The 13,082-nt window shown below is 68.5% G+C and carries 14 protein-coding genes; 11 read left to right on the forward strand and 3 right to left on the reverse strand.

Going from position 1 to position 13,082, the window contains the following annotated elements; translation table 11 throughout:
- Nucleotides 1–12 precede the first annotated feature (12 nt).
- Nucleotides 13–981, forward strand: a complete 969-nt coding sequence (locus POS17_RS20635) for a siderophore-interacting protein (protein ID WP_060840289.1) — start codon at nucleotides 13–15, stop codon at nucleotides 979–981.
- Between the two features lie 176 nt (nucleotides 982–1,157).
- On the opposite strand, the gene POS17_RS20640 is transcribed toward POS17_RS20635, so the two are convergent.
- Nucleotides 1,158–1,898, reverse strand: coding sequence for a thioesterase II family protein (locus POS17_RS20640; RefSeq protein WP_060840290.1), 741 nt, complete (start codon nucleotides 1,896–1,898; stop codon nucleotides 1,158–1,160).
- A gap of 72 nt (nucleotides 1,899–1,970) precedes the next feature.
- Complete coding sequence (locus tag POS17_RS20645; protein ID WP_060840291.1) at nucleotides 1,971–3,143, reverse strand: MFS transporter; 1,173 nt, start codon at nucleotides 3,141–3,143, stop codon at nucleotides 1,971–1,973.
- Nucleotides 3,144–3,277: 134 nt separating this feature from the next.
- On the opposite strand from POS17_RS20645, the gene POS17_RS20650 reads away from it, so the two are divergent.
- The 9 genes from POS17_RS20650 (at nucleotide 3,278) to POS17_RS20690 (ending at nucleotide 11,276) form a co-directional block, all read left to right on the forward strand.
- Nucleotides 3,278–3,865 (forward strand): TetR/AcrR family transcriptional regulator, encoded by a 588-nt coding sequence (locus POS17_RS20650; RefSeq protein WP_060840292.1) that lies wholly within the window; start codon nucleotides 3,278–3,280, stop codon nucleotides 3,863–3,865.
- Between the two features lie 142 nt (nucleotides 3,866–4,007).
- Nucleotides 4,008–4,376, forward strand: a complete 369-nt coding sequence (locus tag POS17_RS20655) for a VOC family protein (protein ID WP_060840293.1) — start codon at nucleotides 4,008–4,010, stop codon at nucleotides 4,374–4,376.
- Between the two features lie 57 nt (nucleotides 4,377–4,433).
- Nucleotides 4,434–4,895, forward strand: coding sequence for a cysteine hydrolase family protein (locus POS17_RS20660; RefSeq protein WP_060840294.1), 462 nt, complete (start codon nucleotides 4,434–4,436; stop codon nucleotides 4,893–4,895).
- An 83-nt stretch (nucleotides 4,896–4,978) separates the two neighbouring features.
- A complete protein-coding gene (locus POS17_RS20665) occupies nucleotides 4,979–5,365 on the forward strand; it encodes a hypothetical protein (RefSeq protein ID WP_060840295.1) in 387 nt (128 codons plus the stop codon).
- A gap of 33 nt (nucleotides 5,366–5,398) precedes the next feature.
- Complete coding sequence (locus POS17_RS20670) at nucleotides 5,399–5,851, forward strand: hypothetical protein (RefSeq protein WP_060840296.1); 453 nt, start codon at nucleotides 5,399–5,401, stop codon at nucleotides 5,849–5,851.
- A 57-nt stretch (nucleotides 5,852–5,908) separates the two neighbouring features.
- Nucleotides 5,909–6,814, forward strand: a complete 906-nt coding sequence (locus POS17_RS20675; protein ID WP_060840297.1) for an alpha/beta fold hydrolase — start codon at nucleotides 5,909–5,911, stop codon at nucleotides 6,812–6,814.
- Nucleotides 6,815–6,891: 77 nt separating this feature from the next.
- Nucleotides 6,892–7,365, forward strand: a complete 474-nt coding sequence (locus POS17_RS20680) for a hypothetical protein (protein ID WP_060840298.1) — start codon at nucleotides 6,892–6,894, stop codon at nucleotides 7,363–7,365.
- A gap of 15 nt (nucleotides 7,366–7,380) precedes the next feature.
- Nucleotides 7,381–8,823, forward strand: coding sequence for a TIGR01777 family oxidoreductase (locus POS17_RS20685; RefSeq protein ID WP_060840299.1), 1,443 nt, complete (start codon nucleotides 7,381–7,383; stop codon nucleotides 8,821–8,823).
- 14 nt (nucleotides 8,824–8,837) lie between these two features.
- Entirely contained in the window at nucleotides 8,838–11,276 is a 2,439-nt protein-coding gene (locus POS17_RS20690; RefSeq protein WP_060840300.1) for an alpha/beta hydrolase, read from the forward strand.
- 16 nt (nucleotides 11,277–11,292) lie between these two features.
- Here the strand turns inward: POS17_RS20690 and POS17_RS20695 are convergent, their stop codons facing one another.
- On the reverse strand, nucleotides 11,293–12,276 hold the full coding sequence (locus POS17_RS20695) for a GlxA family transcriptional regulator (protein ID WP_060840301.1): 984 nt from the start codon (nucleotides 12,274–12,276) through the stop codon (nucleotides 11,293–11,295).
- A 92-nt stretch (nucleotides 12,277–12,368) separates the two neighbouring features.
- Between POS17_RS20695 and inhA the strand changes: the two genes are divergently transcribed.
- The gene (gene inhA / locus POS17_RS20700) at nucleotides 12,369–13,055 is read left to right on the forward strand and encodes an isonitrile hydratase (protein WP_060840302.1); all 687 of its coding nucleotides are present in this window, start codon (nucleotides 12,369–12,371) and stop codon (nucleotides 13,053–13,055) included.
- The last annotated feature ends 27 nt before the right edge of the window (nucleotides 13,056–13,082 follow it).

A 13,082-nucleotide genomic window follows, 5' to 3' on the forward strand; every position in this document is an offset into this window, starting at 1 on the left:
AAGGTCGCGATCATGTCCTCAGCCACTTCTCTGGCCAGCTCCCTGGCCCAAGGCCTGCGCAAACTGGTAGGCGCCGGCGCCCAGTCACCCCGGGGTTACCGGCTGATCAACGTCGAGCTCAAGCAACGCATCGACCTCAGCCCCTCCATGACCCGCCTGGTGTTCGGCGGCGCCGACATCGCCCAGGCCCGCACCCTGGCCCCGGACCAGCGCATCAAGCTGCTGTTTCCCGGGGCCGACGGCACGCCTGCGCAATTGCCGGTGGAAGGCGACTGGCAAGCGGCCCGGCGCCAGTTGCCGGCCGAGCGCCAGCCGCCGATGCGTACCTACACCATCCGCGCCTTGCGCTTGCATCCGGCGGAGCTGGATGTGGATTTCGTCCTGCACGGGGTCAATGGCCCGGCCTCGGCCTGGGCCACCCATGCCCGGCCCGGCGACTGTCTGCAGATGGTGGTGCCGAACAAGGCCTACAGCGGCGACCCCGGCGGTTATGAGTGGCTGCCGCCGGCGGGGATTGGCAAGGTGCTGCTGATGGGCGATGAAACCGCCCTACCCGCCATCGCCGGGATTCTCGAGGAGTTGCAGGATTACCCGGATTACCCGGACGTGCAGGTGTTCATCGAAGTGCCCCATGAGAGCGACTGCATCGACCTGCGCTGCCATCCGCAGACCCGGCTCAGTTGGCTGCCCCGGGACGTGCTGGGGGCGCAACATGGCGAACCGCTGATCCATGCCGCCCGGGAGCTGGCCGAGCTGCCGCCGCCCAGCACCGGGCGTCGGCCGCTCAAGGTCGCCGATCGCGACCTTGAGCAACGTCCCTGGGAAACCGCCAAGCCGGCGGACAACCGCTTCTACGCCTGGGTCGCCGGAGAATCGGCCACGGTGATGAGCATCCGCCGCCACCTGATCAACGAGCGCGGCCAGGAACGTCGCAACCTGACCCTGATGGGTTACTGGCGCCTGGGTATGTCCCTGGGTTGAGCCCACCAACCGCCCCTATTCCCTATAGCCGCTGCCGAGCCCGCGAAGCTGCGCAAAGGCCCGAAGGGCCTTGCTTGGCGATCGCCAGTCGAACCTTTGGAGCCCTCGGTTTTTTTGCGTCCCTGCGGGCCGTGCGCAGCCTGCGGCAGCGGCTACAGGGAGCATGTCTGTAGCCGCTAGGAAAGCGCGGCTACCGGTTGCAGGTGGCGGCGGCGATGCACTTCCAGGTGGCCCTTGATCAGGCTCAGCACCTTGGTTTCCTGTTCGTGGATGAAGAAGTGCCCGCCCGCGAGCATGTCCACGGAGAAGCTGCCGCCGGTTTCCTGGCTCCAGCCAATCAGTTGTTCGCGGGTGGCGCGGTCGGTCGTGCCCCCCAGCACATGCACCGGGCAATTGAGCAACGGGCGCTGCAGCGGGCGAAAACGGCCGCACAGCAGGAAGTCGGCCCGCAGGATCGGCAAGGTCAGGCTCATCAGTTCCTGGTTGGCCAGCACCTCTTCGCTGGTGCCATTGAGGGTGCGCAGCTGCTCGATCAGCTGTGGGTCAGTCTTGGCCTCGGCAAACCCTCGGTCGTATTCGCTGCGCAAGGTCGGTGCCGCCGTCCCGGAAGCGAACAGCGCCACCGGTTCCGGACAGCCCAGGGCGCGCAGGGCATGGGCCAGTTCGCAGGCCAGCAAGGCCCCCAGGCTGTGGCCGAACAGGGCATAGGGCGCGCGCAACGTGCTCTGGAGTTCCCGGGCAAGCTGCATCGCCAGCACCCGCATGTCGGTGTGCAGGGGTTCGGCGTAGCGGCTGCCTCGTCCGGGCAACTCCACCGGTTGCAGGTGCAGCCAGCTCGGCAGCTTGCGCCGCCAGCGGCTGTAGACCATGGCGCTGGCGCCGGAATACGGCAGGCACAGCAGGTTCAACTGAGTCACGGTTTATCCCTCGACAGATCATCTGTTAGGAACAACGCGGCAGCAGGCGGAGAAATTAGTCCGGCACGGGCCTCAGCGCAGGCGTCGATAGCTCTGCAACGCCGCCCCCAGCACCACCGCGCCGCCGGCCAGGGCCAGCCAGAAGCCGCTGCGGGCACCGAAATGGTCCACCAACGCACCGGAGCCGGCGGCCCCCAGGGCCACGCCGATGCTCAGGCCGGTGACCAGCCAGGTCAGGCCCTCGGTGAGCTTGGCCGGCGGCACGATGCGCTCCACCAGGGCCATGGCGACGATCAGGGTCGGGGAGAAAAACAGCCCGGCGACGAACACCGCCAGGGACAGGCCGAAGATGTTGCTCGCCCACAGCAGCGGCAAGGTGGCCAGGGCCGTGGCGATACCGCCATACATGAACAACCGGGGCAAGGGCGTGGCCAGTTTCAGGGCTCCGAAGGCAATGCCTGCCAGGCACGAACCGATGGCGTACACCGAAAGCACGATGCTCGCCGCCGCCGGCTGTCCCTGCTGCTGGGCGAAGGCCACGCTGACCACGTCCACCACCCCGACAATGGTGCCCATGGCGGTCATCAGCAGCATCAGCAGGCGGATCTCCCCGGAGCGGATGATCGAGCCGCCGCCCCCCTGCTCATGGGGATGCACCGGGGGCTCGGTGCTCTTTTGCATGACGAACACCCCCACCCCCAGGGCCAGCGTCAGCAGCGCCCCCAGCGGCCCGGCCTCGGGAAACAGGCCGACGCACAGGCCCACCGACAACGGCGGACCGATGATGAAACAGACTTCGTCGAGCACCGATTCCAGGGCGTAGGCGGTCTGCAGTTGCGGCTGGCCGCGGTACAGCTCGGTCCAGCGGGCACGGACCATGGCCGACATGCTGGGCATGCAGCCGGCCAGGGCGGCACAGATGAACAGGGTCCAGTGCGGGGCCTGCAAGCGCGTGCACAGCAACAGGGCCAGCAATGCACCGCCCCCCAGGGTCGCGGCCAGGGGCAGCACCCGTCCCTGGCCGAAACGGTCCACCAGCCGCGAAACCTGGGGCGCGCAGAAGGCCGTGGCCAGGGCGAAGGTCGCCGCCACCGAGCCGGCCAGGGCGTAGCCGCCGTGCAACTGGGCAAGCATGGTGATCAGGCCGATGCCGGTCATGGAGATCGGCATGCGCGCCAGCATCCCGGCCAGGACGAAGGCCCGGCTGCCGGGGGCCTTGAACAATTCGCGGAAGGGGTTTGCCATTGAAACGACTCCTTGGGGGGCTGCAACTTGCCATAAAGTGGCCAGGCAGTAGAAATACATACGCCTCGTATGTTAAAAAGCATGGGAACATACGCCGCGTATGTCAACCCGTCATTTGTTGGAGAAGCGTCTTCATGAGCAGCCGTCCCCGCGCCGAGATGATCGAAGAAACCCGCGCCAAGTTGATTGCCAGTGCACGCCAGGCCTTTGCCCGGCTGGGCTACGCCCGGACCTCGATGGACGAGCTGACCGCCGAAGCCGGGCTGACCCGGGGCGCGCTGTATCACCATTTCGGTGACAAGCAGGGATTGCTGGCGGCGGTGGTGGAGCAGATCGACAGTGAAATGGATGAGCGCCTGGAGGCCATCTCCGCCGCGTCCGACGACCCGTGGCACGGCTTTGCCCAGCGCTGTCGGGCCTACCTGGAAATGGCCCAGGAAACGGAGATCCAGCGCATCGTCCTGCAGGATGCCCGGGCAGTGCTGGGGGAACGGCGGCCGGCGCAGGAGCATTGCATCGACTCCCTGAGCCAACGCTTGCAGGCCCTGAGCGCCGCCGGGCTGATCGAGCCCGCGCCGAGCCACGCCCTGGCGCGCCTGATCAACGGCAGCCTGGTGGACGCGGCGCTGTGGATTGCCGCCGCCGAGCCCGGCGAGCAGCGCCTGCAAGCGTCCCTGCAGGGGCTTGAACTGCTGCTGCGCGGGCTGCGGCCGGGGCACTGAACGGCGCTTGCCGCCGCTGCTGCTCCGCACCGCCCGTGTGCTTGAACGACCCTTGAATGGCGACAAGAGCCTCTGGCAACCTTGGGCCCGCCCCCGGTGCCGACTGCGGGCCTTTGTGCCTGACCGCCATGGAAGTCGCCCCATGCCCGATTCGCCGATCATTGCCGTGATGATCCACGCCGCCGACTGGCGCGCCGCCACCTTGTGGTACGCCCAGGCCTTCCCCCGGGCCCGCCGGGTCGTGCATGAGCCGGATGATTTCGGCCATTTGCAGCTCGACGGCCTGTCCCTGGAAATCGTTCCCTGTGACGCCAAGGTCGGCCAGGGCCCGGCGGGCACGGTGGTGTATTGGCACGTCAGCGACCTGCCCGGCGAAGTGCAGCGCCTGAGCGCCCTGGGCGGGCACCTGTATCGCGGCCCCCTGGCCATCGAAGGCGGCGAATGGATCTGCCAGGTGCAAGACCCCTGGGGCAACTGCATCGGCCTGCGCCAGCCGGCGACGCTCGCCTGACGCGGTATCTGGCGGCACACTGACGAGGTTTTCACCCGAGCCCCAAGGAGAAACGGCATGCATCAGGTGCTGCTGATCATCGACGTACAACCCTGCTTCAACCCGCCGCCATGGCTGGTGGAGGGCATCAACCGCTTGCTCGGGCGCATGCCCTCGGTGGCCACGGTGGAACGCCATGATGAAAGCCGCACGCCCTTCGCCCGGCAACTGGGTTGGCAACCGCCGGTGGACGACCAGAGCCTGGTGGCGGCGGACAAGGTCTTTATCAAGCACGGCTACGGGCCGACGACGGAACTCCTCGATTACCTGAAAAGCCTCAGTCCCCAGCGGGTGCTGGTGTGCGGCATCCAGACCGACACCTGCGTCCTGGCCGCGGGTTTTGCCCTGTTCGATGCCGGCCTGCAGCCGACCCTGCTCACCGACCTGACGGTGGGCTCATCCCTGGACCGCAGCGGCGGCCTGGGCATTGACCTGTGGCGGCATCACTTCAAGCACCTGATCCGCAGCGACGAACTGTAGAAGCCGGCTTACCGGAAGCGATCTTGCGAGCGACACCGCGCTAGCATCCGCACCTCGCCCCATCGTCTCGACAAGGAAACCCCATGAGCCTGGACCTGCACCTTGAAGCCGACCAATGCCTGACTTCGGCGCTGCTCGGCCGTTTACTGCAAGGCTTCCCGGGCACCGAGGTGCACTACCTGCCCGGCGCGGTCCAGGCCTGGTTCCCCTCAGGCCTGAGCCTGCAAAGCGAAGACTCCAACCTGGAACCCGAGATCCGCGCCGAAGACCGCAAGGGCTGCGACTTCGCAGTCGGCCTGCGCTGCCACCTGCGGATCAAGGGCCCCGAGCCCGAAGACCATCGCTCTCTGGATGACATCCGCCGCTTACTGGAAACCATCGCCCAGCACTGCGAGGCGCGATTCATCCTCTCGTTCCAATACGAATCCACCCTTTACTGGCGCGATGCTGGCGGACTGTGTGAAGCCTGAGCCGCGCAAACACACTGGAGTGATTGCAGCCCGATGAAAAAACTCTTCGCCCTGCTGGCCCTGCTGTTCAGCACCCCGGCCTTGAGCGCCTCGTTCAGCGACTCACCCGAAGCGCTGGTACGGCAATTCATTGCCGACTATCAGCAGTGGAGCGACAGGGCCAGCGCCCGCCAAGCGGACAACGCGCCGCTGCAATCGATGGATCTGGCACAGCAGGAGTACGCCCGGTTGCTGGCCAAGTTCTGCCTGCCGGGCTTTCAGGGCCAGCCCATTGCCTTCAGCTCCCCGGCCAGCCACGGCACGGCGTACGAGCAGATCCTCTCCAGCAGCCGAACCGCAGATCGCGCGCTAGTGAAAACCCGAGCAATCAGCCCCGGCGAGGGCTTTGCCGCCGATTACCACTACCACCTGATCTTCAGCGGCCAGCGCTGGTACCTCAGCGAAGTGTTCTACGTCGACCAGGACGGCCAGTACGAGTCGCTCTAGATCAGCCGTAATCGTTTTGAGCTAGGGTGTTTCAAGTCACCGAACCCCGGAGCCACCATGCCCAGCTCAGCCGCCCTGCATCAGGTCACGACCCCCAGCCTGCACCTTGCCTACGAAGCTCACGGCCCGGCCACTGGCGAGCCGGTGATCCTGCTCCACGGTTTTCCCTACGACGTGCGGGCCTACGACGAGATCGCCCCGCCCCTGGCCGAACGCGGCTACCGGGTCATCGTTCCCTACCTGCGGGGCTACGGCCCGACACGCTTTGTCAGTGAGCAGATCATGCGCTCCGGGCAGCAGGCCGCCCTGGCCCGGGACCTGCTGGAGCTGATGGACGCGCTGCACCTGCCCCGGGCCACTCTCGCCGGCTACGACTGGGGCGGTCGCGCCGCGTGCATCGTCGCCGCCCTGTGGCCGCAGCGGGTCAAGGGCCTGATGAGCGCCGACGGCTACAACATCCAGGACATCCCCAAGGCCTGCGAACCCAGGGCGCCGGAGACCGAGCACCGGTTGTGGTACCAGTACTACTTCAACACCCAGCGCGGGGTGGATGGGCTGACGGCCAATCGCCGGGCCTTCTGCGAGCTGTTGTGGCGCCAGTGGTCGCCGACCTGGAAGCAGGGGCCGCAGTGCTATGGACTTACCGCGCCGTCCTTCGACAACCCGGATTTCGTCGACGTGGTGATCCATTCCTACCGCCATCGCTTCGGCTACGTACCCGGCGACCCCAGCCTGGAAAGCATCGAGCAGGCGTTGCAGGCGCAACCGCCGATCCGCGTGCCGACCATCGCCCTCTGTGGCGCCGACGACGGGGTCGGCCCGGCCATCGAGCCGGACCCCGATATCGGCCTGTTCAGCGGGCCCTATCAACGCCGGATCCTGCCCGGGGTCGGCCACAACCTGCCCCAGGAGGCCCCGCTAGCCACCCTCGACGCACTGCTGGAGTTGCTTCAGAACAGGTGAGAAGTGGCAACCGGCGCACGCCACGCGGGGGGAAAAATCGGTACACTCCGCGGCTTTGATCCTCCACAGGACATGGAATGTTACCCGCCGCGACCTCTCCCCGCCCCGGCCTGCGCCGGGCCCTGGTGCTCTGGCTCTACGCCGTCGGCGCCGGCCACTTGCTGGCCGGGCTGCTGCTGACCTGGGCCGGCCACAGCGGCCTGTTCAACGACTACCTCGGCGGCATCGAACAGGCCTTCTGGGGCGCCGCCGCGCCGGCACCGGCCCGGGCCCAGCAGGTCTGGTGGCTGGGCCTGTTCGGCGCCACCCTGCAAAGCTACTCGCTGTACCTGCTGGGCCTGGTGCACCTGGGCAACCGCCTGCGCGCGCCGGCGGCCTGGACCTGGCTGATGGCCGGGATCGTGCTGTGGGCGCCCCAGGACATGTGGCTGTCCTGGCAGATGAACATGACCGCGCACCTGTGGATCGACAGCTTCGCCCTGCTGGTGCTGCTGCCACCGTTACTGTGGCTGCAGCGCCACGACCGCCGTACCTCTCGTCTTCCCTCGTAAAAGGACTTCACCATCGTGGCTGATTTGCCAATCCTGCAGTGGGCCATCGCCCTGTTGCTCGCCCAGGGCGTGCTCGGCGCCCTGGATACGATCTACCATCACGAACTCACCGTGGCCCTGCCGCAACGCCATGGCGCGCGCAAGGAGCTGGCGATCCATGCCCTGCGCTCGTGCTTCTACGGCGTGCTGTTCATGGGCATCGCCCACCTGGCGTTCCAGGGCATCTGGGCGCTGGTGATCGCGGTGCTGTTCGCCCTGGAAATCGGCCTGACCCTGTGGGACTTCGTGGTCGAGGACCGCAGCCGCAAGCTGCCGGCCATCGAACGCATCATGCACACGGTGCTGGCGATCAATGCCGGGGCCTTCTTCGCCCTGTACGGCCTGCAACTGCTGGAGTGGTCGCGCCTGCCCAGCGCCTTGAGCCCTATCGACCTGGGTTGGCAAGGCTGGGCCCTGAGCCTGTTCGCCGTCGGTGTGACGGCCTCGGGGATTCGTGACGGCCTGGCGGCGTTGCGCCTGCAACGCCAGGGCCAGGGCGCCAATCCCTTTGCCGGCGGCCGCGGCAAGCGCGTGCTGGTCACCGGCGGCACCGGCTTTATCGGTGAAACCCTGGTCAACCAACTGCTGGATGCCGGGCACACGGTCAGCGTGCTGGCCCGCGACCCGCTGCGCGCCGCCTACCTGTTCGACGGCCGCGCCCGCTGCCTGCGCTCGTTGAGCAAGCTGGGCCATGGCGAAGCCTTCGACGTGATCATCAACCTGGCCGGCGCCCCGGTGGCCGGACCACGCTGGACCGCCAAGCGCCAGGCGCAACTGCTGGCCAGCCGGGTCGGCACCACCGAAGCCCTGCTCAACTGGCTGCAGCACGCCCAGCACAAGCCGGAGCTGTGGATCCAGGCGTCGGCCATCGGTTTCTATGGGGTGCGCGACGCCAGCCAGAGCCTGGATGAAAACGCCGAGCGCGGCGAAGGCTTCATGGCCGACCTGTGCGCGCGCTGGGAATCCTCGGCGGAGCCGGCGACCCGCTTCGGCGTGCGGCAGGTGGTGCTGCGCCTGGGCATCGTGTTCGGTCCCGGCGGCGCCCTGAAGCCGCTGCTGCTGCCCTTCCATTTCGGCTTTGGCGGACGCATGGGCGATGGTCGGCAGATCATGAGCTGGGTGCACCGCGACGACGTGTTGCAGGTGATGGCCCGGGCGATCAACGACACGTCGCTGTCCGGCACCTACAACATGGTGGCGCCGGAAGCGGTGAGCCAGGGCACCTTCGCCGCCACCGCCGGCAAGGTGCTCAAGCGCCCGGTGTGGCTGCATGTGCCAGCCGCGCCGGTGCGGGCCCTGGCCGGGGAAATGGCCGAGCTGTTCTTCGACGGCCAGAAGGTGGTGCCCGCGCGCCTGCTGCAGGCCGGCTACCGCTTCCGTTACCCGACCCTGGACGCGGCCCTGCGCGACCTGACCTGAGCTGAGGAATGCCCATGAGCAAGCCCCTGTTGTACCTGCTGGCGGGCAATGGCAGCGCCGCCGACTGGTGGGACGATGCCCTGCCGCACTTCCAGCGCTATCAGGTGCAACCCCTGGAGCTGCCAGGGTTTGGCGACAACCCGCTGCCGCCCTGCCAGGACCTGGGTGAATACGCCGAGGCCCTGCTGGGCATGACGGCGCCGGGCAACGCGATTGTCGCGGTGGGGGTCAGCGCGCTGATCGTGCTGCACGCCTTGCAACGCCGCCCCGGGCATTTCTGCCGCAGCGTGCTGCTGTCGCCGGTGGGGGCCTTTCTCTGGCAACGGCGCTTGCCGGCGCTGATGTCGCCGCTGCCGGCGCGCCTGCTGATTCATGGCCTGCTGAGCCATAAACCGACCCTGTTCGCCGGCAAGTTCTCGCGCCAGCCGTGGACCCAGGAGCAATACCGGCGCATGGGTTCGGGCTATGCCCGCTGCCGGGCGTTCGTGCCGCTGTGGCAACAGCTGCGGGCCGACACCGCGCTGCCGCTGCTGGAGTGGATCAAGGACCCGGTGCACCTGGTCTGGGGCGATCAGGACCGGCTGCTGGGAGTGGCCCAGGCCGCGGCCTGGTCGGCGATCCTGGCCCGGGCCGACCTGCGGGTCAGCCTGCAGCCGGGTTGGGGCCATTACCCCTGGATCGATGCACCGGCCCAGTTCGTCGCCTGGCTGGAGTCCGCCGATCCGGGCTTTGTCGCCCACACCAAGGGCGGCCGCCTGCACCTGGCGCAACTGGCCGGCCAGCCGGTGCCCAGCGCCCTGTCCCTGGACAGCGCCGGCGACCCGCGCCTGCCGGCCCTGCTCGCCAGCCAGCCCGCGGCGCTGTGGGCGGTGCGTTCCTCCAGCTACGGCGAGGATCAGGCCGACTCGGCCAACGCCGGCCTGAGCACCACTTACCTGCGGGTCGCCAGCGCGGACGTGCCGGCGCGCATCAGCGAGCTGCGCGACGCCGGGGTCGAGGAAGTGGTGGTGCAGCGTTTCATCCAGCCGACCCTTTCGGGGATCGCCTTCGTGCGCCATCTCTCGGTGGAACTGGAATGGGTCGAAGGCCATCTGGAACGCCTCGCCGACGGCCAGGTCAGCCCGCAGCGGGCGATTCTTTCGCGCCTGGGCCCGGCCTGGGAAAGCGGCGCCTTCGCCAGCACCCAGGGCCTGAGCGCCAGGGCCTTGTGGGACTTCCTGCAAGGGGTGCTGAAGACCTTTCACTACGTGCCCGGCGATGTCGAATGGGCCTGGGACGGCCAGCGACTGTGGCTGCTGCAGTACCGCCCGATCAGCGACTACGGCTGGCGCCGGCACCTGACCGCGGCCAATATCGCCGAGATCCTGCCGCCCCAGCCCAGCCGTTTCGTCGAGTACGGCCAGCGCCGCGCGGCGGCGAGCATTCCGGCGATCATGGCCCGCTGGGACAGCCGGGTGCTGCAGGACAACGAACCCTTCACCGCGGTGTTCGGCGGTGCTTCCTACATCAACAACGACCTGTTCCTGGCGCGCCTGGCCGACTGGGGCCTGCCCTCCTCCAGCTACGCCGGGGAAGTCGGTGGCGCCACCCCGGAGCTGCCTTTGCGCCCGCTGCGGCTGCTGCGTTCGCTGCCGCGTTTCCTGCGCATGCAGCACATCGCCCGCGGCCATCTGCTGACCCTGGAACGCGGCCTGCGGCGCTTCGATGACGAGTTGGCGCAGTTGCACCAGGGTGCTGCCGACGGCCAGCAACTGGCGGACTGGTTCAGCCGTTTCTACGTGTTCGTGGTGCAGGGCAACCTGTGCATCGCCACCGCCCTGGCCAGCAGCGGCGGCGCACTGCTGGGGCGCCCGCCCACCGCCTACGACAACCTGGACCACAGCCCCCATCGCCTGCCCTGGGAAACCGACCCCGGCACCCCGCGCCCGGCCTGCGCCGAGTTGCCGCTGCAGGCTTTCCCGCAGTGGCGCCCGGCCATCATCCTGGCCCACCGCCTGGGCCTGCCGGGCATGCGCGGCTACTACCTGCAAGTGCGCGAGTGGTACCGGGACAACCTGATGCGGATCTTTTTCCGCCTGCACCACGCCGTGCCCGAGGCCGATCGCGACTACTGGTTCGCCCCCCACGAGCAGGTGCGCAGCCGCGGCGGCAGCTTCTGGCAGGACGGCCGCGAAGGCAGCGAACAGGCCGCGGGCTTCATGATCTATCCGGGGCAGGTCCAGGGCGTATTGGGGGTCGACATTCTCCTGGAAGACACCCTCGACCCCGGGCGCCATGCCCACTACCAACAGGCCCGGGCGGTGATCGCGCGCATGGGCGGGCGCCTGTCCCACGGCTCGACCCTGCTGCGCGAGCTGCGCAAACCCTCGGCGGTGCTGCCCCAGGTCGACCCGGCCTGGGTCGGCCGCGAAGTGCTGTATAGCGACGGCCAGCTGAGCCTGGTCGAAGGCTGACCCCCGCGCCCCGGGCTCAGGCCTGCTCGGTGGCGGCGAAACGTTCGCGGTAGGCCTGGGGCGTCACCCCCAGGGCTCGCAGCAGGCTGCGGCGCAGGGTTTCCTCACTGCCAAAACCGCATTGCGCGGCGATGCGCTTGATCGGCAGGCCAGTGTCGGCCAGCAGGCGTCGCGCGGTTTCGACCCGGATCTGCTCGATCGCCCGGGCCGGGGTCCGGCCGGTGTCGGCGCGGTAGTGGCGAACGAAACTGCGCTCGCTCATGCCCGCCTGCTGGGCCAGCACCGGCAGCGTCAGCTCGCGACCGAGATTCTCGGCGATCCAGGCGTGCAGCCCATCGAAACGCCCGCCCTGGTTTTGCAGCGACAGGGTCACGCTGAACTGCGACTGGCCGCCCGGACGCTTGAGAAACACCACCAGTTGCCGGGCCACCTCCAGCGCCGCCTCGCGGCCCAGGTCGGCCTCCACCAGGGCCAGGGCCAGGTCGATGCCGGCGGTGACCCCGGCCGAGGTCCACACCGGGCCGTCGTTGATGAAGATCGGGTTGGGCTCCACCTGCAGCTGCGGGTATTGCTCGGCCAACTGCTCGCAGCGGGTCCAGTGGGTCACCACCCGGCGCCCGTCCAGCCAGCCGCTGGCCGCCAGCAGAAAGGCCCCGGTGCAGACCGAGGCCACGCGCCGCGAGGTCGCCGCGCGCTGAGCGACCCAGGCCACCAACTGCGGGTCCCGAGCCGCCTCGTAGACGCCCCAACCGCCGGCAACGATCAAGGTGTCGCAGGCCACTTCCGGCGCTGGCAAGGCATCGGCCAGCAGCGCCAGCCCCGATGAACTCAGGGTCGCCCCACCCGGGCTGGCGATCACCCGCGGATGGTAGGGCAAGGGCAGGCCCAGGCCGCGGGCCCGGTCATTGGCCGACGCGAACACCTGCAAGGGGCCGGTGACGTCCAGCAACTGGTGATTGGCAAAAGCCAGGACAAATACGTTTTTCGGCGCAGTGGACATGATTGGCGTAAATCGAGGGCAGGTTGGCGAATACGCCAAAGCCTAGAGCGCTAGAGTCAGGCCGTCCACTTCATCGACACAAGGAACAGGCCATGGCGTTACAGATAGGTTTTCTGTTGTTTCCAGAGGTCCAGCAGCTGGACCTGACCGGTCCCCACGACGTGCTGGCCTCGCTGCCGGATGTGCAGGTGCATCTGATCTGGAAGGAGCCGGGGCCGGTGGTGACCAGCTCCGGGCTGGTGCTGCAGGCCAGCACCGGTTTTGCCGACTGCCCGCCGCTGGATGTGCTCTGCATCCCCGGTGGCGCCGGGGTCGGGGCGCTGATGGAAGACCCGCAGACCCTGGCCTTCATCCGCCAGCAGGCGGCCCGGGTGCGCTACCTGACCTCGGTGTGCACCGGCGCCCTGGTGCTCGGCGCCGCCGGCCTGCTGCAGGGCAAGCGCGCCACCACCCACTGGGCCTACCACGACCTGCTGGCGCCGCTGGGGGCGATCCCGGTGCGCGAACGGGTGGTGCGCGACGGCAACCTGCTGACCGGCGGCGGCATCACCGCCGGCATCGACTTCGCCCTGACCCTGGCCGCCGAACTGTTCGACGCCGCCACCGCGCAACTGGTGCAGTTGCAACTGGAATACGCCCCGGCGCCGCCGTTCGAGGCCGGCAGCCCGGACACCGCGCCGGCCAGCGTGGTGCAGCTCGCCCGCCAGCGCACCACGGAGTCGCTGCACAAGCGCCGGGAAATCACCCTGCGCGCGGCGGCCAGGTTGCACGCCGGCTGACCACGCCGACTGAGGCTCCGGGCACGG

The sequence above is a fragment of the Pseudomonas sp. Os17 genome (assembly GCF_001547895.1).
Taxonomy (GTDB): domain Bacteria; phylum Pseudomonadota; class Gammaproteobacteria; order Pseudomonadales; family Pseudomonadaceae; genus Aquipseudomonas.

Coding starts and splice junctions, on each gene's coding strand:
- POS17_RS20635 (WP_060840289.1), top strand. CDS start 13: ATGTCCTCAGCCACTTCTCTGGCCAGCTCCCTGGCCCAAGGCCTGCGC.
- POS17_RS20645 (WP_060840291.1), bottom strand. CDS start 3,143: ATGGCAAACCCCTTCCGCGAATTGTTCAAGGCCCCCGGCAGCCGGGCC.
- POS17_RS20650 (WP_060840292.1), top strand. CDS start 3,278: ATGAGCAGCCGTCCCCGCGCCGAGATGATCGAAGAAACCCGCGCCAAG.
- POS17_RS20655 (WP_060840293.1), top strand. CDS start 4,008: ATGCCCGATTCGCCGATCATTGCCGTGATGATCCACGCCGCCGACTGG.
- POS17_RS20660 (WP_060840294.1), top strand. CDS start 4,434: ATGCATCAGGTGCTGCTGATCATCGACGTACAACCCTGCTTCAACCCG.
- POS17_RS20665 (WP_060840295.1), top strand. CDS start 4,979: ATGAGCCTGGACCTGCACCTTGAAGCCGACCAATGCCTGACTTCGGCG.
- POS17_RS20670 (WP_060840296.1), top strand. CDS start 5,399: ATGAAAAAACTCTTCGCCCTGCTGGCCCTGCTGTTCAGCACCCCGGCC.
- POS17_RS20675 (WP_060840297.1), top strand. CDS start 5,909: ATGCCCAGCTCAGCCGCCCTGCATCAGGTCACGACCCCCAGCCTGCAC.
- POS17_RS20680 (WP_060840298.1), top strand. CDS start 6,892: ATGTTACCCGCCGCGACCTCTCCCCGCCCCGGCCTGCGCCGGGCCCTG.
- POS17_RS20690 (WP_060840300.1), top strand. CDS start 8,838: ATGAGCAAGCCCCTGTTGTACCTGCTGGCGGGCAATGGCAGCGCCGCC.
- POS17_RS20695 (WP_060840301.1), bottom strand. CDS start 12,276: ATGTCCACTGCGCCGAAAAACGTATTTGTCCTGGCTTTTGCCAATCAC.
- inhA (WP_060840302.1), top strand. CDS start 12,369: ATGGCGTTACAGATAGGTTTTCTGTTGTTTCCAGAGGTCCAGCAGCTG.